Below are 23,199 nucleotides of genomic sequence, written 5' to 3'. Positions count from 1 at the left end.
TCGCCTCACTTGGTGATGTAGACGGCGTACCAAACGAGTACGAACACGCCGACCATGGTGTGCCAATAGACCGCCGTCGCCGACCAACCGTCGGGGTAGCGGCTCGAGAACTGTCCGGCGAACGTCCGGAACGCCATCACCGCCAGCATGAGCAGACCGGCGATCGTCATCGCCACGTGGGCGCCGACCACCGCAAAAGTGGCACCGGCCTCGGGCTGGGTGCCGACCGCCAGGTCGCTCTGGGCCAGGAGGTACCAGGTGCTGTTGAGGAATGCCAGCCCCAGCAACGCCGTGATCCCAATCGCCCAGTAGGCCTGAGACCGTTCGTCCCGGGCGATCGCCCAGACCGCCCATTGCATCGACAACACCGACAGGCCGAGACCCCAGAACATCACGTTGGGCTGGGTGAGCGGCATCGACACGCCATCAAAGAAGTTGTCCGACGCCGACCGGATCTCCAGGTAGTTACCCAACAGGATGACCACCAACATGGCGGATGAACCGGCCGCAAGCGCCGCGCCGATCACCGTCTGGCGACGCTTGGGCAGGACAGGTGGCGCCAGCTCGGCGGGAATGGAACTCATCGGTCGCTCCCTTCGACGTCCGCTGCCTTCTCACGCGCATCCAGCAGCGGCGAGGCGGACGTCACCTCGGGCAACTCGTCATCGAAATTCATGGTGGACGGCGGTGACGCGGTCAGCCACTCCAGGGTGTGTCCGTCAAACGGGTCGGCGGGACCGGTCTCGCCGGCGCGCAGCCCAACGATCAGAACGCCCGCCGCACCGAGCAGGCTGAGGGCGAGCACGATCGAGCCGGCGGCGATCAGCCAAGCGGCCAACTCACCGGAACCCGTTCCACCGTCGATCGAAGCGATGGCGTCGACGACGCCACCGGCACCGGCGATCACTGCACCCAACCCGGCGAGCAGGGCCAAGCCGGCAGCTGCACCCATGGCGGGAAGGGTTCCGGTGAACTTGACCCCCCAGAAGGCCAGGGCGGTCAGCAGCCCGACGACCGATGCTCCCAGGATGACGTTGGATTGTGCGCTGATCAGGCCGTTGATGGCGGGAAGGCCCAACAGGCCGTCCTCGCCGCTGCCGATGGTGTTGACCGCTGCCAGGCCACCGAGGATGCCGGCCAGCGTCAGCAGCGCCAACGCCGCCAGCGAACCGATCAGGGCGCCGGGGGCCGACGGTGCCCCGTCCAGGCGACGGAGCTCGGGAAGCAGGCCCCCAAGGCTGGCCAGCACCGCCAACAGCGCCAAGCCGGAGAAGGCGATCCACACGAACGTGTTGAAGCTCAGGGCGGGGTCGACCGCCCACACCCCGAAGGAGGCGACGCCAAGGATGACCAGCAGCCCGCGGAAGGCGAAGCGCTGCATCAGCCGGCTGCCGGTGGCGACCGGGACGATGTCGACGGCAAGCCCGATGACCGGGATGGCGAGGATCCAGACCGTCGGCTGCCAGCCGAGGAAGCGCAGGTTGTCGACCGAATCCATTTTGATCGCCCCGGCATTGGAGCGATTGGCCTGCATCAGCACGCCGACCGCCACGATCGCCGGCACCGTCGCCAGCCACAGGGCTCCCGAAACCAGCATTGAGAAGGCGAACATGGGGGTGCGTGCCAGGCTCATGCCCGGGGCACGGAGCGTCAGCACCGTGGTCATCACGGCGATCATGCCGCCGAGGATCGACACCGCACCGGCGATGAGCGCAAACACGCCCAACCGGCCCATCTCGAGGGAATTTCCACCGATGCCGCCATCGCCGAGCATCGAGGCGGCGAACAGCACGGTCGACACCAGCCAGGAGTAGTACGACAGCGCTACCAGGCGGGGGAAGGAGATACCGCGGGCACCGATCTGCAGCGGTACGACGTACACGGCGATGCCGACGATCAGTGCGAGCACGCCGAGCACGACGACGGCAATATCGGCCGACTCGCGCACCTGGAGCGACCAGTCGCCCAGCAGGGCGTCGCCACCGTTGGCGCCGGCCCACCCGAGGGCACGAACGATGAAGCCCACAGCGGTGACCACCAAGGCGGTCACGGTGTAGCGACGCCCAAGCTGTTTGTGGTCGACCGTGCCGATGAAGCGCTCGATCGCCGTCAGCTCGGCCTGCGCCGACGAAATGAAACCATCCCGATCCGCCGGGCCAAGTTCAGCCGGTGCGGCAGGGGGCGCCTCAACCGTAGATTCGGTTACTGCCATATCCGTTCCCTACCTCGACGTCAGAAAGATCGCTCAGCGGCGTACATCCGTGCTGCATCCGGCAGCGCGGACGACACGACACTACTCCCGGTGGGGCGGAGGGTGGAAAACCGTGCGCTGTCCCGGGGCCAGCCCAACGTGGTTGCCTCATAGCGGCCAGGCGAACCCGGCGAGCTGGTCGACGGCCATCGCCCCGAACAGCACGGTGATGTAGGTGATCGACCAGCCGAAGAGCCGCATCGCCGTGGCGGGTGTTGGGGACCGCAGCACGGCCACCGCAGACCAGAGGAACACCGCTCCACTGATCACAGCTGCGGCCAGGTAGACCCAACCCAGGTCGGCGACCGGGGCCAGCACGAGCGACACGGCGACCAGCGCCAGCGTGTAACCCAGGATCTTGCGGGCGGTGGTGTTCAAGCTGGCCACCGACGGCAGCATCGGCACGTTGACCGATGCGTAGTCCTCGCGGTACTTGACCGCCAGCGCCCAGAAGTGGGGCGGTGTCCACAGGAAGATCAGCAGGAACATCAGCCAGGGTGCCCAGCCGAGCGATCCGGTGACGGCCGCCCAGCCGATCAGTACCGGGCCGGCCCCGGCGGCACCGCCGATCACGATGTTGGAGCTGTACCGCCGCTTGAGCCACATCGAGTAGATGCCGACATAGAAGGCGAAGGACGCGAACGCCAGGAGGGCGCTCAGGGGGTTGACCGCAAACCACAGCAGGGCGATGGCGATCACCTCGATCACCAGTGCGAAAACCAGCGCATTGCGAGGCGTCACCGCCCCGGTCACCAACGGGCGATTGACCGTGCGCTCCATCTTGGCGTCGATGTCGCGGTCGATATACATGTTGACGGCATTGGCGCCACCCGCCGACAGCGTGCCGCCGACGACCGTGGCCAGGATCAGCCACAGCGATGGCAGGCCCCGCTGGGCAACGATCATCACCGGCACGGTCTCGATGAGCAGCAGCTCGATGATGCGGGGCTTGGTGAGCGCCACATAGGCCGCCACCGCTCTCCAGCCGGTGGCGCTGGCCGCACCGTTGCCCGACGGCGCATGGTTGGTGAGGGTGCTGGCCGTCCGCATGGTCCGAAGGGTACGCCCCCAGGACGGCCGGTGGCCAAGCAACGATGCGTCAGCGCTGGAGCTCACACCACCCAGCACTAGCCTGATCGCCGTGAACCCAGGGCCGATTTCTCCGACACCGTCGCCCCCGATCGGACAGGGATCCGACGGCGCTATGGCCCGGAAGGGTGATGCAGCACCTGATGCCGACCACCGCCTCCGTCGCGTTGCTCAGCAAGTCGCGGCGCTCATTCGCCAACCGGTCAGCCCCCGGGCCTATCGGCGGTTCACCTTCGCTGCGCTGCTCCTGCTCGGCATCATCGTGCTCACCGGTGCAGCCGTGCGCCTGACCGGGTCAGGCCTGGGCTGCGAGGACTGGCCGCGGTGCTCCGATACCGAGGTGATCGGGGAGCTGTCGGGGGCCAAGGGCATTGAGCAGGCCAACCGCCTCTTCACCGGCGCCGTCTCGGTCGCCGTCATCGCTGCGGTTCTCGGCGCTCTGCGTCGGCGGCCCTACCGGCGCAACCTCACCCTGTGGGCATGGTCGCTGGTCGCCGGCGTGGTCGCCCAGATCGTGTGGGGCGGCGTCACGGTGCTCACCGACCTCAACCCGGCCGTGGTCATCGGTCACTTTCTCATCTCGATGGTGCTCGTCTGGTCGGCCACCGTGCTTCATGTGCGCGCCGGATCGCTCGACGACGCCGGCGGCCCGATGCCCAAGCCGGTCGGCGCCTTTCCGCGGGTCACCGCGGCGACCTGGGCGGCGGGCGGTGCGCTGTTGGCCGTGCTGGTGACCGGCCCTATTGCCACGGGAACCGGGCCGCACGCCGGCGACGCGAACGCCCCACGGTTCGGTTTCAACATCTCATCGGTGGTGCGTGTGCACTCGGCCACCGCTTGGTTGCTGGTCGGCGCGGTGGTGTGGCTGGCGTTTGAAGCAGCCCGCAGCAAGGACGGGCCGACGATTTTCCGCACGCAGGTGATCGTGTTGTTGACCCTCGCCCAGGGCGCCGTCGGCTACACCCAGTACGCGCTGGGAGTGCCGCCGGTGTTGGTGGCCGCCCACATCGTCGGGGTCACCCTCCTGGTCGTGGCAATCACCCGAACGGCACTCTTAACCCCCGGCCCCGCCTTTCACGCCCCGGAGGCGACATGACCACGTCCGCTCCGGACACCCTTGAACGCGTCGAGGTGGACGAGTCGTTCGATCTTGACCGGCCATGGGTGGTGATCGTGTGGAACGACCCGGTCAACTTGATGGAGTACGTGACGTTCGTCTTTCAGAGCCTCTTCGGCTTCTCCAAGGAGAAGGCGACCAAGCTGATGCTCGATGTCCACCAACTCGGCCGGGCCACAGTGGCCACCGGCACCCGGGAGCGCTGCGAGCTCGATGTTCTGCGCCTGCACGAACATGGGCTGTGGGCGACGATGGAACACGACAAGTGACTACGCCGGGCGGCCCGCCAGACACCGATGAGCCGTGGTTCGTGCCGGTGCTCGCCCTCGACGACACCCAGCACGGTGACGGGTCCGAGGACGACGCCGACGACTCCGACGTTTCCGAGGTGGCGCCCGGAACCACCCTGGCCTGGAGCTCGTGGGCGGGCGAAGAGCAGGTGCCCCGTCGGCTGGCCGCCGCCGCCGGTGCGCTGGCGCTCCGCCTGACCGAAGCCCTGCCCGAACTGTCGCATCAGAACCCTGGCGGCGGCGAACGCTTCGAACATGCCCAGCTGATCGCCGTCCTGGCCAACGCGTTGGGGGTCGTGGTCGAACTGGCCGACGACCGGCCGTTGGCCGGGGACGATCTGGCCAGGCTGCTCGGCGCCACCCACGACGGTGCGGTGATCGCCGCCATCGTCGCCGAGGCCACCGACGAGTCGGCGGTCACCCAACAGAGCGCCTGGTTACGCCGTACCGGCGAGGAGGTCCATCGAGCAATGTGGAGACGATTTCATCCGGTGGGAGACTCCCGGTTCCGGGTGCGGCTGCGAAGAGGTGAACGTGCCCTGCTGCGCAGGGTCCTCGCCGAACAGCACCAGCGGCTGTCCGAGGACGGGCCGTCGCTGGCACCGTTGTATCCGCCCGGTTATGGCGACGGCGACGACGCATCAGCGGCTCGTTCCGCCGAATTCTCTTCGCTGACCAAGGTCGACCTGACCGCGACGCGCAGCTCGGCGCTCGAACGGGTTCAGGCCTCCCTCGAGGACCGCGAGATCGACGCGGAAACCCTGGCTGTGTGGATGCGCACCCTCAACGATGTGCGCCTGGTGATGGCAGCCGAACTGGACATCACCGACGACGAGCAGGCGCCGCCGGCGCCCTGGTCGGCCACGTTTCCCGCCTGGCGCACCTACGCCGTGCTCGGCAATTTGGTGCATGAGGCCGTCCTCGCACTGCGAACGCAGCTCTGACACTGCGAACGCAGCTCTGACACTGCGAACGCAGGTTGAACAACGGACGCAGCGCTCCACAGCGAACGAGACGCGAAGCGGGCCGAACCCGGAGGTTCGGCCCGCCTTGTCATCTGGTGGTCGGGACCGGCGTCGATCCGGTGACCTATCGCTTTTCAGGCGACCGCTCTACCAACTGAGCTACCCGACCGTAACCACAGAAGCCGGTCCCGGGGGCCGAAAGGCCCTCGGATCCGGTAACTGTGGTGGCGGTCCCGACGGGATTTGAACCCGCGACCTCCGGCTTGACAGGCCGGCGTGCACTCCAAACTGCACCACGGGACCAGCACTTATCCCAAACGAGCCAGGCCCGCTCGGGAGACGACACTCTACCCGATCCCCACCTGCCCTCCGCCAGTTGACAGCGCAGCTGCCAAAATCAGTGCGACGTCGTGGTCTCCTCGGTCAGGCGTTGAGACACCGAATCTCGCTTCGATGGTCCTCGACGAGGGCTCGACGGGCACCCCCATCCACGACCCAGCGAGCAGAGGCGCACTACCAGGGATCCCGACGACGGTGAGCACCCCCAACGGGATTCGAACCCGTGTTGCCGCCTTGAAAGGGCGGTGTCCTAGGCCGCTGGACGATGGGGGCCAGTCCCGCGCGGGAACGGCCGATCATAGCTTCGCCCGGCCCCCGTCCGGTAGCCGGCGCCGTGAACCGCACGGTGGGTGGTCTCGATTTCGGCTTCCGAGTTCCACCGCAGCCGCTGGAGCGATGTAGCTCGGCGACGCAGCTGAGGAGTCCTTGTTCAGGCGACGCCGAGGATGCCGGGCAGGTTGGTGTGGTCGTCGAGGAGCACCTCGGCCTCGGGCGCCTCGGTGACATCGTCGCGCCAGTGGCGATACCGCACCGACGTGATACCCATGCCCAGAGCACCAGCCACGTCGGTGCGACGCAGATCCCCGACGTGGGCCGCCTCGACAGGCTCCACGCCGAGCCCCTCGAGAGCGTGCGTGAAGATTCGGGGGTCGGGCTTGTACACGCCGACGTCATCGGAGAACGACCAGTGGTCGAAGTACTTCAGTACGTCAAAGTGCTCGAGGTAGCCCCGCAACGTCACCGACGGCGTGATGCCGACGTCACAGACGATGCCCAGCTTGATCCCGGCGTCACTCAAGGTGCGGAGCGTGGCTTCGGCGTTCGGGGCCAGCGTCCGCTCGGTGACGGACAGGCCTCGGCGAAGCTCAGCGGCAACTGCATCGTGGGCGGACGGGTCATCGATCGACAACTCGCCGAGCACCTGGGCCGACCATTCCTCGGGCGAAAACGGACGGTTCTCCCGCCAGCGAACCTCGTAGAAGTCCTCCGCTGCGGCGGTGGCGGCCAGCAGCGCCTCCCTGGCGACGTCGGCCTCGACCGAAGCGAGGGCCACCATCACCCGGTCAACCCGCTGATCCGACGGCGAATGGTGCTCCCCGATCAGGGTGTTCCAGAAGTCATAGGTCACCGCCCGCAACGGTGGACGGCCAGCCCGAACAGCTTCAGGCGCGATCTCGCACCACCCCTTCACTGCGCGCCGCCGCGCTCACCGCTGCCGCCACGCGATCGGCGACCCTCGTGTCGAACACCGAGGGGATGATGTGGTCGGCGGCCAGGTCGTCGCCAACGACCGTGGCGATGGCGTGGGCGGCCGCCAGGTTCATGCCAGACGTGATCTCCGTGGCCCTGGCGTCGAGCGCCCCACGGAACACTCCGGGGAACGCCAACACGTTGTTGATCTGGTTGGGAAAGTCCGAGCGGCCGGTGGCGATCACCGCTGCGATGTCGGCGATCAACTCGGGCCGGATCTCCGGGTCGGGGTTGGCCATGGCGAACACAATCGGGTCCGCCTTCATGCTCAGCACGTCCTCGCGGGTCAACACGTTCGGGGCGGAGAGCCCGATGAACACGTCGGCGCCACCCATGACGTCGGTGAGGCTGCCGGCGAGCGCCTCCGGGTTGGTGTGCTCGGCGAACCACCTCTTGGACGGGTTCAAGTTCTCCCGGCCGGTGTGCACCGCACCTTGAGAGTCGACCCCGATCACGTTGGAGACGCCGGCCTCCATCAGGATCTTGGACACCGCAACCCCGGCGGCCCCAACCCCGGACACGACGATCTTCAGATCATCCATGCGCTTGCCGACGATTCGCAGAGCGTTGTCCAGCGCGGCCAGGGTGACGATGGCGGTGCCGTGCTGATCGTCGTGGAACACGGGGATGTCGAGGCGCTCGACCAGCGCCGCCTCGATCTCAAAGGCGCCGGGGGCGGCGATGTCCTCCAGGTTGATGCCGCCAAAGGTCGGCGCCAGCCGGGCCACCGTCTCGATGATCTCGGCGGGGTCTTTGGTGTCGAGGCAGATCGGGAAGGCATCCACCCCGGCGAAGTGCTTGAACAGCAGCGCCTTGCCCTCCATCACCGGCATGGCGGCCTCGGGGCCGATGTCGCCCAGGCCGAGGACGGCGGTGCCGTCGGAGACGATCGCCACCGTGTTGGCCTTGATCGTCAGGTCGTGGGCGCGCATCGGGTTCTTCGAAATCTCCATACAGACCCGGGCCACGCCAGGGGTGTAAGCCATCGACAGGTCGTCGATGTCGCGCAGCTCCGACAGCGACCTCAGCTCGATCTTGCCGCCCTCGTGCAGGTCGAAAACCTGGTCGGACCACTCGAGCACCACGATGCCGTCGATGGCGTTGACCGCCTCGAGCACCTCCTTCTGATGGGCCTCCCCCGAGCAGTACACGACGGCGTTCTGCACCAGGTGGGAGGTCTTCACCTCGAAGCCATCGAGGGCTGCGATGTTGGCGCCGACCTCCCCGATCGCCATGGCCAGCCGTCCCAGCATGCCGGGTCGGTTTTCCATGCGGACGCGAATGCGCAGCGAATAGGCGGGTGTGGGAGTGTCAGCCATTTTTCTCACGCTACTTGCACGGGCGAGGTGCCACGGAAGTCGACCATCGCAGGGGGGGGTTTTCCCTCCGGACGCGCCAATGCCGGAGACCTTGCGGCCTCCGGCATCGACGCGTGCACCATCCCAACCATTTCGTTGGGAGGACGGTGACTACTTCGCCGGCATCAGGACCGAGTCGATGATGAAGACGGTGGCGTTGGCGGTCTGCACGTTGCCGCAGACCACACTGGCGTCGTCGACCTTCATCGTGTCGCCGTCGGCGGTGATCTTCAGCTCGGTGCCCTGCAGGCTCGTGGCCTTGCCGGCCTTGATCAGCTCGTCGGCGCTCATCTTGCCAGCGACCACGTGCACCTTGAGGATCGTGGCGAGATCACCGGTCGGGTCGGCCAGCAGCGTGTCGAGGGTCTCCTTGGGGATGGCCTCGAAGGCCGAGTTGGCCGGGGCGAACACGGTGAGTGCCTCCTCGGAGTTCAGCGTGTCGACCAGGCCGGCGGCGTCAACCGCGGTGACCAGGGTGGACAGCGCCGGGTTGTTCGACGCAGCGGTGGCCACGGGATCCGCAGCCATGCCCTCGAAACTGCCGGAGCCGTCTGCTGGCACATCGGCGCAGGCAGGGCCGAAGTTGTCCTCGGAGTACGCCGAGGCCTCTTCGCCGCCAGCCTCAGCACCGGCATCCCCGGGCATCAGGACCGAGTCGATGATGAAGACGGTGGCGTTGGCGGTCTGCACGTTGCCGCAGACCACGCTGGCGTCGTTGACCATCATCGTGTCGTCTTCGGCGCTGATCTTCAGCTCGCTGCCCTCGAGGCTCGTGACGGTGCCGGCGTCGATGAGGTCGTCGGCGCTCATCTTGCCTTCGACCACGTGCACCTGGAGGATCGTGGCGAGATCGCCGGTCGGATCGGCAAGCAGCGTGTCGAGGGTCTCTTTGGGGATGGCCTCGAACGCCGAGTTCGCCGGGGCAAACACGGTGAGGGCTTCGGCCGAGTTCAGCGTGTCGACCAGGCCGGCGGCGTCAACCGCGGTGACCAGGGTGGACAGTAGCGGGTTGGTCGACGCAGCCGTAGCCACCGGATCCTGGGCCATCGCATCGAAGCTGCCGGCCTCGCCTTCCGCTGGCACGTCGGCGCAACCGGGGCCAAAGTTGTCCTCGGAGAATGCAGCGGATGCCGACCCGGCGGCGGTCGTGTCGGCGGATGCCGAGGTGGTCTCGGACGCCGACGTGGTGGAGTCGTCATCGGAGCAGCCAGCAAGAATCAATGTGCCGACCAGTCCGAATGCGACGATGGCCTTACGGGGCTTGGTGTTGAAACGCATGATTGGGTTCCTTTCGCAGGGATTTTTGTGGACGCGGCGGACGTTCATGTCACGTTCACCACGATCTTTTGCCAGCCGGTTGCACCATCGGGGATGGGCATGACCCGGTCGGACGTCTGGGTTTCGCCATCGGCATTGGTTGCCCGGACGACGATGTTGTGACTGCCTGGGACGGCTTTCCAGCCGTAGGACCACTGGACCCAGGTGTCAGCGGAGGGAACGGGGGCGAGGTCGGCTTGGACCCATTTCCCGTCATCGATCTTGAGCTCGACCTTGTCGATCCCGACGTGAGGGTCCCAAGCGACGCCGGCCACCGCCACCATGCCGGCTTCAACCTTGTCGCCGAGACCGCCGGGGCGGTCGATGCGGCTGAACGTCTTGATGGGGGCCTGCTCAGCCCAGTCACGCTTGCGCCAGTAGGCCTGCTCGTCGGCGAAGGTGGTCACGTTCAGTTCGGCCAACCACTTAGTGGCCGACACAAAGCCGTACAGGCCGGGAACGATCAGCCGAGCTGGGAATCCCCGCTCGATCGGGAGAGGTTCGCCGTTCATGCCGACGACCAGCAGGGCGTCGCGGCCGTCGTAGATTGTCTCGATCGGGGTTCCGGCGGTGAAGTTGTCGACCGAGCGGCTGAGCAGCTGGTCGGCGCCGTCCTGAACGCCCGCCTCGTCGAGGATCTCGGCGAGGGGGACACCCAACCACTTGGCGGTGCTGGCATAGGTGCCGCCCACCTGATTGGAGACGCACACCAACGTGATGGTGCGCTCCACCAGCTTGCGGTCGAGTAGATCGGCGAGGGAGTAGCTGCGCTCCTCGTCAACCATGCCCTGCACCTTGAGTTCCCAGTCGTCGCCGTTCACCCGGGGGACCTCGAGGGCGGTATCGACCCGATAGAACTTGTCGACTGGAGTGATAAACGGGGTGAGACCCTCAATGTCGGGGTCGACGCCCGAGGGCAGCGTGACGGCCGGATCAGCGGGCGCTGGGAGTGCAATGTCGTCCCGGTTGGTCGACACCTTGAACACCCCGGACAACACCCTCCCGAGACCACCGGCCGCGGCCGCACCAGCGACGACGAGGGAGGAGCCGACCAGAAAGCGACGGCGGTCGGTGGACTCGGAAACCTTGTCGGCCGCCTGGGGCGGCCACAGCAGCAGGTCCATGACCAGCCATGCCACGATCCCCCCGACGATGCTGGGAACGACGGCGAGCGGGCCGGCACCAACCCGGGTCAATGCCGAAGCCGCACCGACGAGGCCGAAGAGGGCGGCACCGATCGGTGCGGCGATGCGCCGCTTGGTGGTGATCACGCCGATCACGGCGGCGAAGAGGAACAGAAAGATCGTCGTGCCGATGATCAGCGCCGTCTTGTCGTTCTCGCCGAACGTCCGGATGGCGAAGTCTTTGGCCCAGCTGGGCACGTTGTCGACGACGACGTTGCCCACGGACAGCACCGGGGACTGCACCGAGGGAAAGAACGCTGCGATCAGCTCGGCGACGCCGAGTGCGGCGCCCGCTGCGATCAAACCGGAGGCTGCGCCGGCGACTAATCTGTCATGCGCCAGTTGATAGGGACCAGGGCTGCGCCAGCTGCATGGGACCACTTGTGAGGGGTCGTTGAGGTCGGCGGGGTGATGATGGTTGCCCCGGCGGCCGTCGCGGGACTGCGTGCGGGTGTGCTGCGAAGGGCGGCTGGGGTGTTCGATGGCCTCGCCGGGCGGGTCAGTTCCGGGTGAGCGGGAGGGGTGGTTCGGTCCAGACGGTTTGGGTGTCGGGGTCCCAGCGGTGGTGTCGGTAGCGGCGGTGCGCGACCTGGCGAGTGGTGCCGAGAGCAGCACCGATGTTGGCCCAGGAAGCGCCCCAGTGGAGCGCCCGTGCGACGGCGGCATCGAGAGCTTGTTGGGCGGCCTTCTTCGCGGCGACCGCGTCGGTGGTGGCAGTGAGAGCGTCGGCGCGGAGTCGTTCGGTTCGGTCCATCGACTGTCACCGTATGGTGACGCGATGATGCCTGCCAGCAGGTGCTGACAGGCATCATCGGTGGAAGCGGGGAGGGTGCCGGTCGTTAGTCGGCAGGCGGTGGTGTGAGCCGGGGTTTCTGTCGGTCCCGGTAGCTTTCCCCGTCGATGACGAGTTCGAACGCGGCGGACGCGAACCGGTCGATCGCTGATTGGGCGAGGAGCTGGTCGGCGAGGAGAGCCAACCATTCAGACGGGTCCCTGTTTGAGGTGATGACCGTGGATGCTCGCCGGTGTCGTTCGACGACCAGGTCGTAGAAGTCGTTGGTCGCTGATGCGTCGGAGGCGGTGAGCGCATAGTCGTCGATGATCAGTAGATCGACGCGGAGGAGTTTGCGGAGCTCGACGTCGAGGGTGTTGTCGAGCCTCGCGATCCGGAGCCGTTTGAACAGCCGGTCGGACCGTTCGAAATGGACCGATTTCCCCCGCCGGATGGCGGTGTGCCCGAGGGCGACGGCGAGGAACGTTTTGCCGACACCGACCGGTCCGATGATCAAAGCGTTCTGGCCGGCGTCAACAAACCGGAGGCTGGCGAGTTCGTCGAGGATCGCCTGGTTGTAGGTGACGTTCGCGGTGGCGTCCCAGTGCTCCAGGCGCATCCGCTGATCGAGCCCGGCGGCTTTGGCTTTTCGGGCCGCCGAGGTGGTGTCACGGCGGGACACTTCGTCGGCCAACAACAGCTGGAGGAACTCGGCATAAGACATCTTCGAGGACTTGGCCAACGCCAGCCGTTCGGGGAGCGTGTCGATCAGTTGACCGAGTTTCAGCCGGCGCAGTGTTGCGGTCAGTTCGGGGGTGATCGACGGGGTCAGGGTGCTGGTGGGGCTCATCGTGTGACCTCCCGTCCGGTGGCGAAGTGGGAGGCGTCGGCGAACCGGCCAACGATCACGTTGTCCGGTGGCGGCGGCTCGGCCGTCGCCTGTTCGGCCTCCAACGCCCGCTCGACCATTCCAACGATCGTGGTCACCGACGTCGCGCCTGCGTCGACCGCTCGTTCACAGGCAGTGTTGACCCGGTCGTTGCCGTAGCGGTCACAGGTCCGGAACAGTTTGTAGACGTGGCGCATCCGGGTCCATGGCAGCGGGCCGTCCAAGATCACATCGGTGAATGCGCCGATCGACTCGCCACGCCGGTAGGCCTGACGGCGTTGCGATTCGATGTCACGCATTGCGTAGTCGGTGCGCTCAGATGGCAGGTCGGCCGGGTCCGTCACCCTCGCCCCGGGTTTCTGGCGGGGATGGCATTTCACCAACTGTCCGGCGGCGAAAATCTTCACCAACACCTTGTCAGCCCGAACATCGACGGTGGTGCCGATCAGGTCCCGGGAACCGAGAGAGCGACTGCCGACCGAGATGTGGTGGCCCGGGCGACTTTCCGGTCCGGTAGATCGGCAGGTCGTAACGCTCCTCCGGCGCTGGAAGGAGTGCTGGTGCTTCGATGTCGGCGAACATCACCGCCGGCTGCGCCTGGGGTCCCATGGGTGCCAGCCCCGCCCGAGAGGCACACCACGCCTGCTGCGGTCTGCGCCCGGCCAAACAGCCGAAGTCCTCACCCGCCCAAAACGAGGTCTCACGAACTGGACCGCCTGCTCAACACGCCCCTTGTCCTGGGGTGCGCACCCGGCCGGGTCGATCAGGAACCCCGCGACTGGGCGTATTCGACGAACGCCACGTTCAACACCGGGTCGAGCGCCGGCTTTCGTCACCACCGTCGCCAGTTGTCCGGCACCAGCACCTTGAACACCCCACCGAAGAACACCCATGCCGCCTCGCACCCGTCGATCACCGGCAAGGTTCTGGGAACGACAACCACACAAGGTGTGACGCACACACCGGCGGTGAACACCAGCGCCCACACCCGCCTCCTTTGCCGGTCTCCCGTCGAACATGCGGCCCAACTCACCGAAATCGACCTGCAACCCACCCGGCTCACCATCAACAACCGGGACCGTCGACCGCCGGTGACCCGAACTCGGCAGCCAGGAAACGGTTCAACGTCCGCTCCGGGACCACCACCCCTGCCGGCCCAACAACTGACCATCTTCTTCGCCGGCACCCGGCCGTCCCGCCAGCCCTTCAGCCTGTCTCGATGCTCGGCGAGCGCCGCCCACGACTCGCCGTGACGATCCGCCGGGCCGGCGCCAACTCGACCATCACCGCACCCACAAAATCGTCGGTCAAACGCTCCGGGCTGTCGGTGCGGACCAGCCCCGGGCCTCCGCGATCCTCACCATCTTGGTGACCGTTTTCCGGTCACCGGACCATCTCTGCGATCCGGCGGAACCCGATTAGGGACAGCCACAACCTCAACACTTCACGAACCTCAAACACAGGAACCTCCCGGTATGCCATAGACCCCGCCTTTCGGGTCTGACGCAACGACGGCAGTTCAGCGTCTACGACACCGACCCCGGAAGACCCCCCACCAAGTGGTCCCTTTCAGCTGGCGCAAGGTGGTCCCTACCAGGTGGCGCAACCCCCCAAAACTGGTCCCTACCAACTGGCGCACGACAACTAATCCACCGCGCTCGTGGCGAGGGCCACGAAGCGCACCCAGCGCCTCCCCCACCCCGGCGATGCCGGGGGTGGGGGAGGCAGAGTCGGCGTGGGAGCCGGACTCTTGGGGGGTGGGCTTGGCTGGGGTCACATCTCTTCTTCGATGCCACCCTCGACCCCGGATCACCAGTTAGGTGTGACGCTGGACACATCTCACCTCGGGCGAGACCACCCCGAACCCGGGAGCCCAAACGACCGCCAGACCGCGCCCTGGGCTCCCCACTTGCGAGAACCCTGCCGGTGCCTTCCGAACCCGGGAGCCCAAACGACCGCCAGACCGCGCTCTGGGCTCCCCACTTGCGGGACATCACTTTGGGTGCAGACGCGGCGACGCCACCCGGGCGGGTGGCGTCGTCGGGACTCTTCGGTTGTGGGCTGGATCAGCTGAATTCGCCGACGGCGACCGGGTCGTGGTCCGAGGTCACCACTCCACCCTCGGTTTCAACGGATATCGCCAACGCCTTGGCATCGGTGGCGGTCTGAAAAGCGCTGACCATCGGTCGCCGGCCGAGCACCCCGACCGAGACGACATTGTCGTCGCGGGCGGCCCACAGCTGGTACGTCTGGCCGGCCGGCAGCTCGGGTAGATCCTCGGCGAACAGATAACCGGTGCCGTCCTCGGTGACGGCGGCCCGTACGTTGACCTTCAGGTCACCGCCGGTCAGATCGACCAACTCCGAGGATGGATCGGCCAGGGCCTGTTGGGCGGAGCGCTCGATGCCACCCGACGCCATCTCGGACGAGAGGTTGTCGATGCGGGTTCCCTGTCGCACGACCAGACCGCCGAGCATCAGGACGGCCACGACGGCCGCTGCTGCCGCAGCGAGCGCCCAGCCCCGCACGCCGCCAACCCGGGTCGCCCGCCGACCTGGGTCGCCGGCGACCGCACCGGAACGAGCCGAACGACGTTGGGCGAGCTCGTCCACCGGGGTTGGCTCACGCCTGACGTCGACCATCTCGTCCCGCGCGGCATCTAATGCCCCATCGGCATCGGCATCGGCGGAGGCCTGGTCACGGCCCCCATCGGAGGCTTCGTCCGTCCGGCGATCGGACGACCGCACACCGGGTGGGATGCTGAGCGCGCCGTCGGGGAAGAGCGCGTCGACCGATGGCGCCGAGCCCGTGCCGCTCTCAGCACCGGTTTCAGCGAGGCGGTCGCGCAGTCGGTCCCACGTCCCGATCGGTGGGGCCGAAGCGGCCTCGGCCGCCAGCGCATCGACGGCGACCTGCATGGTGGCCAGTTCTGCCCGTGCGCTGGGGGAACGCTCGAGCAACATGTCGACCTGGAGACGTTCGTCCCCGGACACGGCGTCAAGGGCGTAGGCCCCCAAGAGGCTCTCGATCGAGTCGTCGGCGCCGGCACCGTCTGGTGCACCGCCGCCGAAGTTGCCAGTCATGTCTGCACTCCTAGTCCAGCCGCTTCCAGGTGGGAGGCGAGCTTGGCGAGGCCGAGGCGGATACGGCTTTTGGCCGTTCCCTCGGGGATGGACAATTGGGTGGCGACCTCCCGGTAGGTGCGGCCGCCGAAGTAAGCGAGCACGATCGCGTCGCGCTCAGATGCGGAAAGCTCTTCGAGGGCGTTACGGATGTTGTCGGACCGGATCATCTCCCACGCCTCCCGTTCAATATCGGCGGGCGGCCTGGTGGTGGCCAGGTCCACCTCGTGGCGCTCTTCCCGATCGCGCCGGGCCTGCTCGCTCCGGATCCGATCGACCGAACGGCTGTGGGTCATGCGAAGCAGGTAGGTGCGCAGCGTGCCCCGCTCGGGGTCAAAGCGTTCGGGCGAGTTCCACAGCCGAACAAAGGTGTCTTGAAGCACCTCTTCGGCGATATGGCGGTCGCAGATCACCCGGTTTGCCAGGCCGAACACCGCGTCGCCGTGTCGGCGGTACAGCTCGCGCAGCGCCGCCTCGTCGTATCGGCCGACTGCGACCACAAGGGCGGCGTCGGAGAGAGCTGCGAGTTCCGGGTCCATCTGCTCGTACTCCGAGCCTGCGTGGCCTCGTGGATCACTCATCAGGAACTTTCTTTCTCATCGCCGACCGCCCATTGCGCTCGCGACGCCCGAACCGCTGAGATTCGAGCGTCGATCGTCTGACGGTTTGGAGACGGGTTGATGCGGCGATTCTATGAGGCGACGCCCATCGGATGCGCGTCATCCGTAACCGGCCTGCCACAGCGTCAATCCCTCCGCCGGCGCCACCGGACCACACTGCTGGCGGTCCAGCGACTCGAGCGCCCGGGCTACCGAGTCCACGTTACGCCGCCCCTCCCCCACTTGAACGAGCGTGCCGACCATCGAGCGCACCTGGTGATGACAGAACGAGCTGGCCAGAACCCAGAAGTCCAACCGGTGCGGCCCGTCACACCGGACGTCGAACTCGTGCAGGTTTCTCACACGTGAGCGTTCCACCTGACCGGGAGCCGGAGGGGTCCGGCGACAGAACGTCGAAAAGTCATGACGGCCGACGAAGGCCTGGGCCGCCGTGGCCATCGGGGACGGATCGAGTTCGCCCTCCCGGTGCCAGACGAAGCGCGCCACCTGCGGGTCGACCCAAACCGAAGTGACCACCGAATAGCGGTAGCGACGCCACGTTGCCGAGAAGCGGGCGTCGAACGTCGTCGGCACGATCTGGGCATCGGTGACGGCGATTTCCGGCCCGAGCATACGGTTGAGCGATCGCATCAGGCGGGCCGCTTCGAGGCCCTCCTTGTCGGTGTCGAAGTGCACCACCTGACCACGGGCGTGGACGCCGGCGTCGGTGCGACCAGCGCAGGTGACCGTCACATCGTGCCCGCACATGCGGCCCAGGGCGGCATTGAGCTCGCCGGCGACGCTGCGGATGCCGATGTTGACCGCAAAGCCCCGAAACCCGGAACCGTCATAGGCAACGTCAAGCCGCCACCGCGTCATGGCCAACCAACCGGCAGAGCCGTCGCCATCGGTGCAGTGAAGGTCCTGGACCGCTTCGCCAAGTCCCTGACCTTCACTCCCCCGACGTCGACGACGGGTTCATCGAACGAGACCCCAGACGCGGAGCGTCGACAGGTCGTGGGGGTGGTGGCATCCAGGCGCATAGCGGATCGGCGCAGGGATGTCATCACGCCCACGGCCTGCCGACCGCGCGCACTCAAAAGAGCGTCAGACCAGTTCGATGATCGCCATCGGCGCGTTGTCACCCTTGCGCTTGTCATCCAGCTTGAGGATGCGGGTGTAACCGCCCGGACGGTCGGCGTAGCGCGGACCGATATCTTCCATCAGCGTGTCGGCGATCTCGGTGTCGTTGAGGAAGGCGAGGATTTGGCGGTGATTGTGCAGGCCACCCTTGGCGGCCTTGGTGATCACCTTCTCGGCCACCGGGCGCAGCGCCTTGGCCTTGGCCTCCGTGGTGACGATGCGCTCGGCCGCCATCAGCGACGACACGAGGTTGGCCAGCATCAGTCGCTGGTGCTTGGCAGAGCCGCCAAGCCGCTTGCCTTTGGTTGGCGTGCCCTTCATCCGAGCTCCCGGGAGTTGAGGGACAGGCCCCGCTCGTCGAGCTTCACAAGAACCTCGTCGAGGGACTTCTGTCCGAAGTTGGTAATGGCCAGCAGATCATCGGGGGTCTTCGACAGCAGCTCGCCTACCGTGTTGACCTGAGCGCGCTTGAGGCAGTTGCGGGGTCGCTCGGACAGCTCGAGATCTTCGATCGGCAACTCGAGGTCGGGCGACACGCCGGCCGCCGGGGCCAGGTCGCCCAGCTCCAAGCCTTCCGGCTCGTCGGTCAACTCGGCGACCAGCTGAACCAGACCGGTCAGCGTGGCGCCGGCCGAGGCCAGGGCGTCGCGGGGCGACAGCGAGCCGTCGGTCTCGACGTCGAGCACCAGGCGGTCGAAGTTGGTCGACTGCTCCACCCGGGTGGGCTCGACGATGAACGACACGCGGCGCACCGGCGAAAAGATCGCATCGATCGGGATGGCCCCGATCGTGGTGTTGCCCTTGGTCGAGTCGGCGGGCGAATAGCCGCGGCCGCGTTCGATGGTGAGCTCCATCGCCAGCTGGCCGTCCTCGTTGATCGTGGCCAGCGGCAGTTCGCCGTTGAGTACCACGACCTCGTCGGTGGTGCGGATGTTGCCGGCGGTCACCGTGGTGGGACCGGCGACATCGAGGCGCACGACCACCGGGGCGTCGGACTCGGAGCTGACGACGACATCTTTGAGGTTCAAGATGATGTCGGTGACGTCCTCGGCGACGCCTCGAATCGTGTCGAACTCGTGCAGTGCGTCATCGAAGCGAACCGAAGTAACGGCCGCTCCGGGGATCGACGACAGCAGGGTGCGGCGAAGCGAGTTGCCCAACGTGTGCCCGAAGCCGGGTTCAAGGGGGCCGATGGCAAATTGCTGCCGGGTGTCGTCGCCCTCGTCGAGGGCTTCGACCGTGGGTCGTTGGATCACGAGCATGGTGGTCGCAACCTTCCTGGGGGGTGATCGTGGCTGAATGAACTTCTTTGGGAACGCCGTCGCCGTCGGCGACGGCGTTCCCGAGAATTACTTGGAGTAGAGCTCGACGATGAGCTGCTCGCGCACCGGCACGTCGATCTGCTCGCGCACCGGCAGCTCGCGCACGGTGATCGAGTTGTGGTTTTCGCCACGCTCAAGCCATGCGGGAGCGGCGCGGTCGAGGGTGTCCTTGTTCCAGGTGATCGTGATCATCTCACGGCTCTTTTCCCGGAGCGTCACGACGTCACCCTTGCGGAGGCGGTAGCTGGGCGTGTGCACCCGGCGACCGTTCACCTCGAAGTGACCGTGGCTGACCAGCTGGCGGGCCTGGGGGCGGGTGGCCGCCAAGCCGGAGCGGTACACGACGTTGTCGACGCGCAGCTCGCAATAGACCAACAGCGTTTCGCCGGTCACGCCGGGGCGGCCGGAGGCCTCCTCGTAGAGCCGGCGGAACTGCTTCTCGGTCATGCCGTAAGTGAAGCGAGCCTTCTGCTTCTCCTGAAGCTGAAGCAAGTACTCCGAGACGTTGCCTCGGCGACGGGTTCGCCCGTGCTGGCCTGGGGGGTAGGGGCGCTTCTCCATGGCGAGAACCTCGCCCTTGGTTCCCCAGATGTTGGTGCCGAGTCGGCGAGAGACGCGCGCTCGGGGTCCTGTGTAGCGGGACATGTCCTAATTCCTTCCTGCTACTGACGGCGCCGCTTGGGCAGCTTGCAACCGTTGTGGGGTACGGGGGTGACATCCTTGATACCGATAACTTCGATGCCGAGGGTTTGGATGGACCGGATGGCGGTTTCGCGGCCTGAGCCGGGGCCCTTCACCATCACGTCCACGCGACGAACGCCGTGCTCCATCGCCTTGCGGCCGGCCTGTTCGGCGGCCATCTGAGCGGCATACGGGGTGGACTTGCGGGAGCCCTTGAAGCCCACGTTTCCGCCCGACGCCCACGACAGGATGTTGCCCTCCTGGTCGGAGATGGCGATGATCGTGTTGTTGAATGATGACTTGATGTGCACGATGCCGTGAGTGACGTTCTTGCGCTCACGACGGCGGGGTCTCCGTGCGCCGGCTTGTGGCTTGGCCATTCGCATTCCTCAGCTTGGTTCGGGTGATCGTGGGGTGGTGGAACAGGTACCGAAATCGTCGCCCCGGTCGAGCGATGAGTCTCGGTGTCGGGGTGACTACTTGCGGACCTTCTTCTTACCGGCCACGGTCTTCTTCGGACCCTTGCGGGTGCGAGCGTTGGTGTGGGTGCGCTGGCCCCGGACCGGCAGGCCCCGCCGATGGCGCAGGCCCTGGTAGGAGCCGATCTCCATCTTGCGCTTGATGTTCTGCTGCACCTCACGGCGCAGGTCGCCTTCCACCTTCAGGTTGGCCTCGATGTAGGTGCGGAGCTGGCTGACCTCGGCCTCGGTGAGGTCCCGCACGCGGGTGTCCTCGGGAAGGCCGATGGCCTCCAGGATCGCGGAAGCCTGGTTGGGCCCGACCCCGTAGATATAAGTGAGTGAGATCACCAACCGCTTCTCGCGGGGAATGTCCACTCCAGCAATGCGTGCCATTTCTTAGCGCTCCTCGATCATCTGGATCTCAACCATTCGGGCCGTCTCAGCCTTGCCGCTGCTTGTGACGCGGGTTCTCGCAGATCACGCGCACGGTGCCACCTCGACGGATGACCGTGCACTTCTCACACATGCGCTTCACGCTGGTTTGAACCTTCATGATTGCCTCTCGCGTTTTGTCCGGAGACGGTTCCGGACCGACTACTTGTAGCGGTACGTGATACGACCCCGGGTGAGGTCGTAAGGGGTGAGTTCGACCTGCACCTTGTCCCCGGGCAGGATGCGGATGTAGTGCATACGCATCTTTCCGGAGATGTGAGCCAACACTTCGTGCCCGTTTTCCAACTCGACGCGAAACATCGCATTGGGCAGCGATTCGTTGACGGTGCCTTCCATGACGATGGCGTCTTCTTTGGACTTCGGCAGGGTGACTCCTCAGTTGCGGACGGACGAATGCCGGCTGGTTGGGCCGGCGACCGTGGCTGGACGAACGAAAGGTTGAAAGCTTGGGTGGAAGCGATCAACCGGGGCGTCGCACACGCTGAGCGCATGCGGGCACGCGGCGGCACGACTTGCCAACAAGTCGGCAGAGAAGCTTACCCCGCCGGGGACCGGAGACAAAACCAGCGGCCGGATCATCGGGCCAACCCGTCGTTGATCCCCGTGACGACGCGACCTGCGACGTCGGCGACAGCGCCGGCTCCGTCGACGGTCACCAGGCGGTTCGACTCGCCGTAGCGGGCGAGGAGCGGCTCGGTCTGCTCGGCGTAGACCTCCAGGCGGTGACGCACTGCGGACTCGGTGTCGTCATCGCGCTGGACGACGGCGCTGCCGTCGACCTCACAGATGCCCGAACGGGCGGACGGATCGTTCGCCGTGTAAATGTGGCCCTCGGCCTTGCACACCCGCCGCGAGCTGATGCGCTCGACGACGACGTCTTCGGGAACCTCGAGGTTGATCGCCAGGTCGAGCGGCGGGTCGGCGATCTGGTCGAGGTCGTCGGCTTGGGTGGGCGTGCGGGGGAAGCCGTCGAGCAGCCACCCGTCGGCGGCGTCGCTCTGAGCAAGCCGTTCGGCGACGATGCCGCGCAGCACGTCGTCGGGTACCAGGTCGCCCCGGTCCATGATCGCTTTCGCAGCCAGGCCGATTTCGGTTCCCGCCGAAATCGCAGCCCGAAAGATGTCGCCGGTGGAGATGTGTGGCACGCCGAAATGCTCGGCGAGCAGCTTGGACTGGGTTCCCTTACCGGCACCCTGTCGACCGAAGATCACCAACCTCATGACACACCCGCCCTTTCAGCCATCAGCGCTTCTCCGGCTTGTTCGACAGGAAGCCCTCGTAGTTGCGCAGCATCAGCTGGCCATCGATCTGCTTCATCAGCTCGAGGGCCACGCCGACGGCGATGAGCAGCGAGGCGCCACCGATCGAGAAGGCAATGCCCGAGTTGGCCCGTCCCACGATCATGACGACGATGATGGTCGGCGCCAGCGCCAGGAAGGCGATGAACAGCGCTCCGGGGAAGGTGATCCGGTTGAGCACCTTGGCGAGGTAGCGCTCGGTCTGGGGGCCGGGTCGGATGCCGGGGATGAAGCCACCCTGCTTGCGCAGGTTGTCGGCCTGTTGCACGGGGTCGAAAGCGATCGACGTGTAGAAGTAGCTGAAACCGAAGATCAGCAGCCCGAAGATGCCCAGGTAGACCGGCGAGGCCGCCTGCACCAGGTTGCCGTCGATCCAGCGCCGCACCGCATCGCCCCACCCACTCTTGGGCAGGACGTTGACCAAGAGGACGGGCATCTGCAGGAAAGCGGAAGCAAAGATGATCGGGATCACGCCCGCCTGGTTGACCTTCAGGGGGATGTAGGTGCTCTGGCCCCCGTACATGCGGCGACCCACCTGACGCTTGGCGAACTGCACCGGAATCTTCCGGACACCGTTCTCGATGTAGATGATGAAGATCAGCAGCAACACGGCCACGCCGGACACCAGCAGCACGGCGAACCATCCGTTGGAGGCCCGCAGGCTGGCGCCGACCGATGGAAAGGCCGAGACGACCGAGCTGAAGATGATCAGCGACATGCCGTTGCCAATCCCCCGCTGGGTGATCAGCTCGCCCATCCACATCAGCAGGGCGGTGCCGGCGGTGAACGTCAAGACGATCAGCGACAGGGTGCCCAGGTTGAAGTTGGTGACGAGGGAGATGTTCTCGTTCGACGTCAGCCCGCCGCCACCGTTCTGGAACAGATAGACGAAGCCCGTGCTCTGCAGCACGGCGATGCCGATCGTGACATAGCGGGTCCACTGCGTGATCTTGCGTTGCCCGACCGCCCCCTGCTGTTGCCACTCCTCCAGCTTGGGGATGACCACGCCGAGGATCTGCAGGATGATCGACGCTGTGATGTACGGCATGATGCCCAAAGCGAAGATGGCAAACTGCGTCAACGCGTTACCCGAAAACAGCTGGAGATAGCTGAGCACCCCACCCTGTTCGGCCTGCGACTTGATCGCTGCGACGGCCGACTGATCGATACCGGGCGCGGGGATGTATGAACCCAGCCGATAGAGCGCCAAAATGAACAAGGTGAAGAAAATCTTGTTCCGGAGCTCCGGTATCTTGAAGAGGTTGCGCAGCGAGGAAAACACAGGGAGCTCCAGTTAC

Annotated in this window: 24 protein-coding genes, 3 tRNA genes and 1 pseudogene; 3 read left to right on the top strand and 25 right to left on the bottom strand. The window is 66.3% G+C overall.

From position 1 onward, the window contains the following. Positions 1–5: 5 nt before the first annotated feature. The 3 genes from IPN02_00475 to IPN02_00465 all read right to left on the bottom strand — a co-directional run bounded on the left by IPN02_00475 (position 6) and on the right by IPN02_00465 (position 3,301). Positions 6–584 carry a cytochrome c oxidase subunit 3 gene (locus IPN02_00475; protein ID MBK9295358.1) on the bottom strand — a complete coding sequence of 193 codons (579 nt, stop codon included), beginning with the start codon at positions 582–584 and terminating at the stop codon, positions 6–8. Continuing rightward, positions 581–2,212: a cbb3-type cytochrome c oxidase subunit I gene (locus IPN02_00470; protein MBK9295357.1), complete on the bottom strand. Its 1,632-nt coding sequence runs from the start codon at positions 2,210–2,212 to the stop codon at positions 581–583. Before IPN02_00470 ends, IPN02_00475 begins: the two co-directional genes overlap by 4 nt. Positions 2,213–2,359: 147 nt before the next feature. Next, positions 2,360–3,301: a protoheme IX farnesyltransferase gene (locus IPN02_00465; GenBank protein MBK9295356.1), complete on the bottom strand. Its 942-nt coding sequence runs from the start codon at positions 3,299–3,301 to the stop codon at positions 2,360–2,362. 91 nt (positions 3,302–3,392) lie between these two features. On the opposite strand from IPN02_00465, the gene IPN02_00460 reads away from it, so the two are divergent. The 3 genes from IPN02_00460 to IPN02_00450 are packed head-to-tail and all read left to right on the top strand — an operon-like array spanning position 3,393 to position 5,691. Continuing rightward, the gene (locus IPN02_00460; GenBank protein MBK9295355.1) at positions 3,393–4,436 is read left to right on the top strand and encodes a heme A synthase; all 1,044 of its coding nucleotides are present in this window, start codon (positions 3,393–3,395) and stop codon (positions 4,434–4,436) included. Beyond that, positions 4,433–4,726, top strand: coding sequence for an ATP-dependent Clp protease adapter ClpS (gene clpS / locus IPN02_00455; protein ID MBK9295354.1), 294 nt, complete (start codon positions 4,433–4,435; stop codon positions 4,724–4,726). The genes IPN02_00460 and clpS overlap by 4 nt, the downstream gene beginning before the upstream one ends. Beyond that, positions 4,723–5,691 carry a DUF2017 family protein gene (locus IPN02_00450; GenBank protein MBK9295353.1) on the top strand — a complete coding sequence of 323 codons (969 nt, stop codon included), beginning with the start codon at positions 4,723–4,725 and terminating at the stop codon, positions 5,689–5,691. The genes clpS and IPN02_00450 overlap by 4 nt, the downstream gene beginning before the upstream one ends. A gap of 114 nt (positions 5,692–5,805) precedes the next feature. Here the strand turns inward: IPN02_00450 and IPN02_00445 are convergent. The 22 genes and pseudogenes from IPN02_00445 to secY form a co-directional block, all read right to left on the bottom strand. Continuing rightward, a tRNA-Phe gene (locus tag IPN02_00445) sits at positions 5,806–5,881 on the bottom strand. 56 nt (positions 5,882–5,937) lie between these two features. Continuing rightward, positions 5,938–6,015 (bottom strand) — tRNA-Asp (locus IPN02_00440). Positions 6,016–6,251: 236 nt separating this feature from the next. Then, positions 6,252–6,324 (bottom strand) — tRNA-Glu (locus IPN02_00435). A 157-nt stretch (positions 6,325–6,481) separates the two neighbouring features. Beyond that, positions 6,482–7,180 (bottom strand): HAD family hydrolase, encoded by a 699-nt coding sequence (locus IPN02_00430; GenBank protein MBK9295352.1) that lies wholly within the window; start codon positions 7,178–7,180, stop codon positions 6,482–6,484. A 34-nt stretch (positions 7,181–7,214) separates the two neighbouring features. Then, on the bottom strand, positions 7,215–8,621 hold the full coding sequence (locus tag IPN02_00425; protein ID MBK9295351.1) for an NAD-dependent malic enzyme: 1,407 nt from the start codon (positions 8,619–8,621) through the stop codon (positions 7,215–7,217). 678 nt (positions 8,622–9,299) lie between these two features. Next, positions 9,300–9,938, bottom strand: a pseudogene (locus tag IPN02_00420) (fasciclin domain-containing protein). 44 nt (positions 9,939–9,982) lie between these two features. Next, positions 9,983–11,827, bottom strand: a complete 1,845-nt coding sequence (locus tag IPN02_00415; GenBank protein ID MBK9295350.1) for a molybdopterin-dependent oxidoreductase — start codon at positions 11,825–11,827, stop codon at positions 9,983–9,985. 173 nt (positions 11,828–12,000) lie between these two features. Further along, positions 12,001–12,783: an ATP-binding protein gene (locus tag IPN02_00410; protein ID MBK9295349.1), complete on the bottom strand. Its 783-nt coding sequence runs from the start codon at positions 12,781–12,783 to the stop codon at positions 12,001–12,003. Further along, positions 12,780–13,229, bottom strand: a complete 450-nt coding sequence (locus IPN02_00405; GenBank protein ID MBK9295348.1) for a hypothetical protein — start codon at positions 13,227–13,229, stop codon at positions 12,780–12,782. The genes IPN02_00410 and IPN02_00405 overlap by 4 nt, the downstream gene beginning before the upstream one ends. Before the next feature lie 425 nt (positions 13,230–13,654). Then, positions 13,655–13,810, bottom strand: a complete 156-nt coding sequence (locus tag IPN02_00400) for a hypothetical protein (protein MBK9295347.1) — start codon at positions 13,808–13,810, stop codon at positions 13,655–13,657. 1,078 nt (positions 13,811–14,888) lie between these two features. After that, positions 14,889–15,905 carry an anti-sigma factor gene (locus tag IPN02_00395; protein MBK9295346.1) on the bottom strand — a complete coding sequence of 339 codons (1,017 nt, stop codon included), beginning with the start codon at positions 15,903–15,905 and terminating at the stop codon, positions 14,889–14,891. Then, positions 15,902–16,525 carry a sigma-70 family RNA polymerase sigma factor gene (locus IPN02_00390; protein MBK9295345.1) on the bottom strand — a complete coding sequence of 208 codons (624 nt, stop codon included), beginning with the start codon at positions 16,523–16,525 and terminating at the stop codon, positions 15,902–15,904. Before IPN02_00390 ends, IPN02_00395 begins: the two co-directional genes overlap by 4 nt. 138 nt (positions 16,526–16,663) lie before the next feature. After that, on the bottom strand, positions 16,664–17,422 hold the full coding sequence (gene truA, locus IPN02_00385) for a tRNA pseudouridine(38-40) synthase TruA (protein ID MBK9295344.1): 759 nt from the start codon (positions 17,420–17,422) through the stop codon (positions 16,664–16,666). Between the two features lie 228 nt (positions 17,423–17,650). Beyond that, on the bottom strand, positions 17,651–18,007 hold the full coding sequence (gene rplQ / locus IPN02_00380; protein ID MBK9295343.1) for a 50S ribosomal protein L17: 357 nt from the start codon (positions 18,005–18,007) through the stop codon (positions 17,651–17,653). After that, the gene (locus IPN02_00375) at positions 18,004–18,948 is read right to left on the bottom strand and encodes a DNA-directed RNA polymerase subunit alpha (protein MBK9295342.1); all 945 of its coding nucleotides are present in this window, start codon (positions 18,946–18,948) and stop codon (positions 18,004–18,006) included. The genes rplQ and IPN02_00375 overlap by 4 nt, the downstream gene beginning before the upstream one ends. 87 nt (positions 18,949–19,035) lie before the next feature. After that, on the bottom strand, positions 19,036–19,653 hold the full coding sequence (gene rpsD / locus IPN02_00370) for a 30S ribosomal protein S4 (protein MBK9295341.1): 618 nt from the start codon (positions 19,651–19,653) through the stop codon (positions 19,036–19,038). Between the two features lie 17 nt (positions 19,654–19,670). Beyond that, complete coding sequence (rpsK, locus tag IPN02_00365; GenBank protein MBK9295340.1) at positions 19,671–20,069, bottom strand: 30S ribosomal protein S11; 399 nt, start codon at positions 20,067–20,069, stop codon at positions 19,671–19,673. A gap of 96 nt (positions 20,070–20,165) precedes the next feature. Next, the gene (gene rpsM / locus IPN02_00360) at positions 20,166–20,543 is read right to left on the bottom strand and encodes a 30S ribosomal protein S13 (GenBank protein ID MBK9295339.1); all 378 of its coding nucleotides are present in this window, start codon (positions 20,541–20,543) and stop codon (positions 20,166–20,168) included. Between the two features lie 46 nt (positions 20,544–20,589). Further along, positions 20,590–20,703, bottom strand: a complete 114-nt coding sequence (gene rpmJ / locus IPN02_00355; GenBank protein ID MBK9295338.1) for a 50S ribosomal protein L36 — start codon at positions 20,701–20,703, stop codon at positions 20,590–20,592. A 41-nt stretch (positions 20,704–20,744) separates the two neighbouring features. Next, a complete protein-coding gene (infA, locus tag IPN02_00350) occupies positions 20,745–20,969 on the bottom strand; it encodes a translation initiation factor IF-1 (protein MBK9295337.1) in 225 nt (74 codons plus the stop codon). A gap of 209 nt (positions 20,970–21,178) precedes the next feature. Next, positions 21,179–21,823 (bottom strand): adenylate kinase, encoded by a 645-nt coding sequence (locus IPN02_00345; GenBank protein ID MBK9295336.1) that lies wholly within the window; start codon positions 21,821–21,823, stop codon positions 21,179–21,181. Positions 21,824–21,845: 22 nt separating this feature from the next. Then, positions 21,846–23,183 (bottom strand): preprotein translocase subunit SecY, encoded by a 1,338-nt coding sequence (gene secY / locus IPN02_00340; protein MBK9295335.1) that lies wholly within the window; start codon positions 23,181–23,183, stop codon positions 21,846–21,848. Positions 23,184–23,199: the final 16 nt, after the last annotated feature.

The sequence above is a fragment of the Candidatus Microthrix subdominans genome, from assembly GCA_016719385.1.
In the GTDB taxonomy this organism is placed as follows: Bacteria; Actinomycetota; Acidimicrobiia; order Acidimicrobiales; family Microtrichaceae; genus Microthrix; species Microthrix subdominans.
Note: the sequence above shows the minus strand (reverse complement) of the source record. Positions and strands in the feature narration are given on the sequence as shown.

Excerpts from the sequence above, each read along its gene's own strand:
- IPN02_00475 (MBK9295358.1), bottom strand. The coding sequence starts at position 584 with ATGAGTTCCATTCCCGCCGAGCTGGCGCCACCTGTCCTGCCCAAGCGT.
- IPN02_00470 (MBK9295357.1), bottom strand. The coding sequence starts at position 2,212 with ATGGCAGTAACCGAATCTACGGTTGAGGCGCCCCCTGCCGCACCGGCT.
- IPN02_00465 (MBK9295356.1), bottom strand. The coding sequence starts at position 3,301 with ATGCGGACGGCCAGCACCCTCACCAACCATGCGCCGTCGGGCAACGGT.
- clpS (MBK9295354.1), top strand. The coding sequence starts at position 4,433 with ATGACCACGTCCGCTCCGGACACCCTTGAACGCGTCGAGGTGGACGAG.
- IPN02_00425 (MBK9295351.1), bottom strand. The coding sequence starts at position 8,621 with ATGGCTGACACTCCCACACCCGCCTATTCGCTGCGCATTCGCGTCCGC.
- IPN02_00415 (MBK9295350.1), bottom strand. The coding sequence starts at position 11,827 with ATGCCGCCGTCGCACGGGCGCTCCACTGGGGCGCTTCCTGGGCCAACA.
- IPN02_00410 (MBK9295349.1), bottom strand. The coding sequence starts at position 12,783 with ATGAGCCCCACCAGCACCCTGACCCCGTCGATCACCCCCGAACTGACC.
- IPN02_00395 (MBK9295346.1), bottom strand. The coding sequence starts at position 15,905 with ATGACTGGCAACTTCGGCGGCGGTGCACCAGACGGTGCCGGCGCCGAC.
- IPN02_00390 (MBK9295345.1), bottom strand. The coding sequence starts at position 16,525 with ATGAGTGATCCACGAGGCCACGCAGGCTCGGAGTACGAGCAGATGGAC.
- truA (MBK9295344.1), bottom strand. The coding sequence starts at position 17,422 with ATGACGCGGTGGCGGCTTGACGTTGCCTATGACGGTTCCGGGTTTCGG.
- rplQ (MBK9295343.1), bottom strand. The coding sequence starts at position 18,007 with ATGAAGGGCACGCCAACCAAAGGCAAGCGGCTTGGCGGCTCTGCCAAG.
- IPN02_00375 (MBK9295342.1), bottom strand. The coding sequence starts at position 18,948 with ATGCTCGTGATCCAACGACCCACGGTCGAAGCCCTCGACGAGGGCGAC.
- rpsD (MBK9295341.1), bottom strand. The coding sequence starts at position 19,653 with ATGTCCCGCTACACAGGACCCCGAGCGCGCGTCTCTCGCCGACTCGGC.
- rpsK (MBK9295340.1), bottom strand. The coding sequence starts at position 20,069 with ATGGCCAAGCCACAAGCCGGCGCACGGAGACCCCGCCGTCGTGAGCGC.
- rpsM (MBK9295339.1), bottom strand. The coding sequence starts at position 20,543 with ATGGCACGCATTGCTGGAGTGGACATTCCCCGCGAGAAGCGGTTGGTG.
- rpmJ (MBK9295338.1), bottom strand. The coding sequence starts at position 20,703 with ATGAAGGTTCAAACCAGCGTGAAGCGCATGTGTGAGAAGTGCACGGTC.
- IPN02_00345 (MBK9295336.1), bottom strand. The coding sequence starts at position 21,823 with ATGAGGTTGGTGATCTTCGGTCGACAGGGTGCCGGTAAGGGAACCCAG.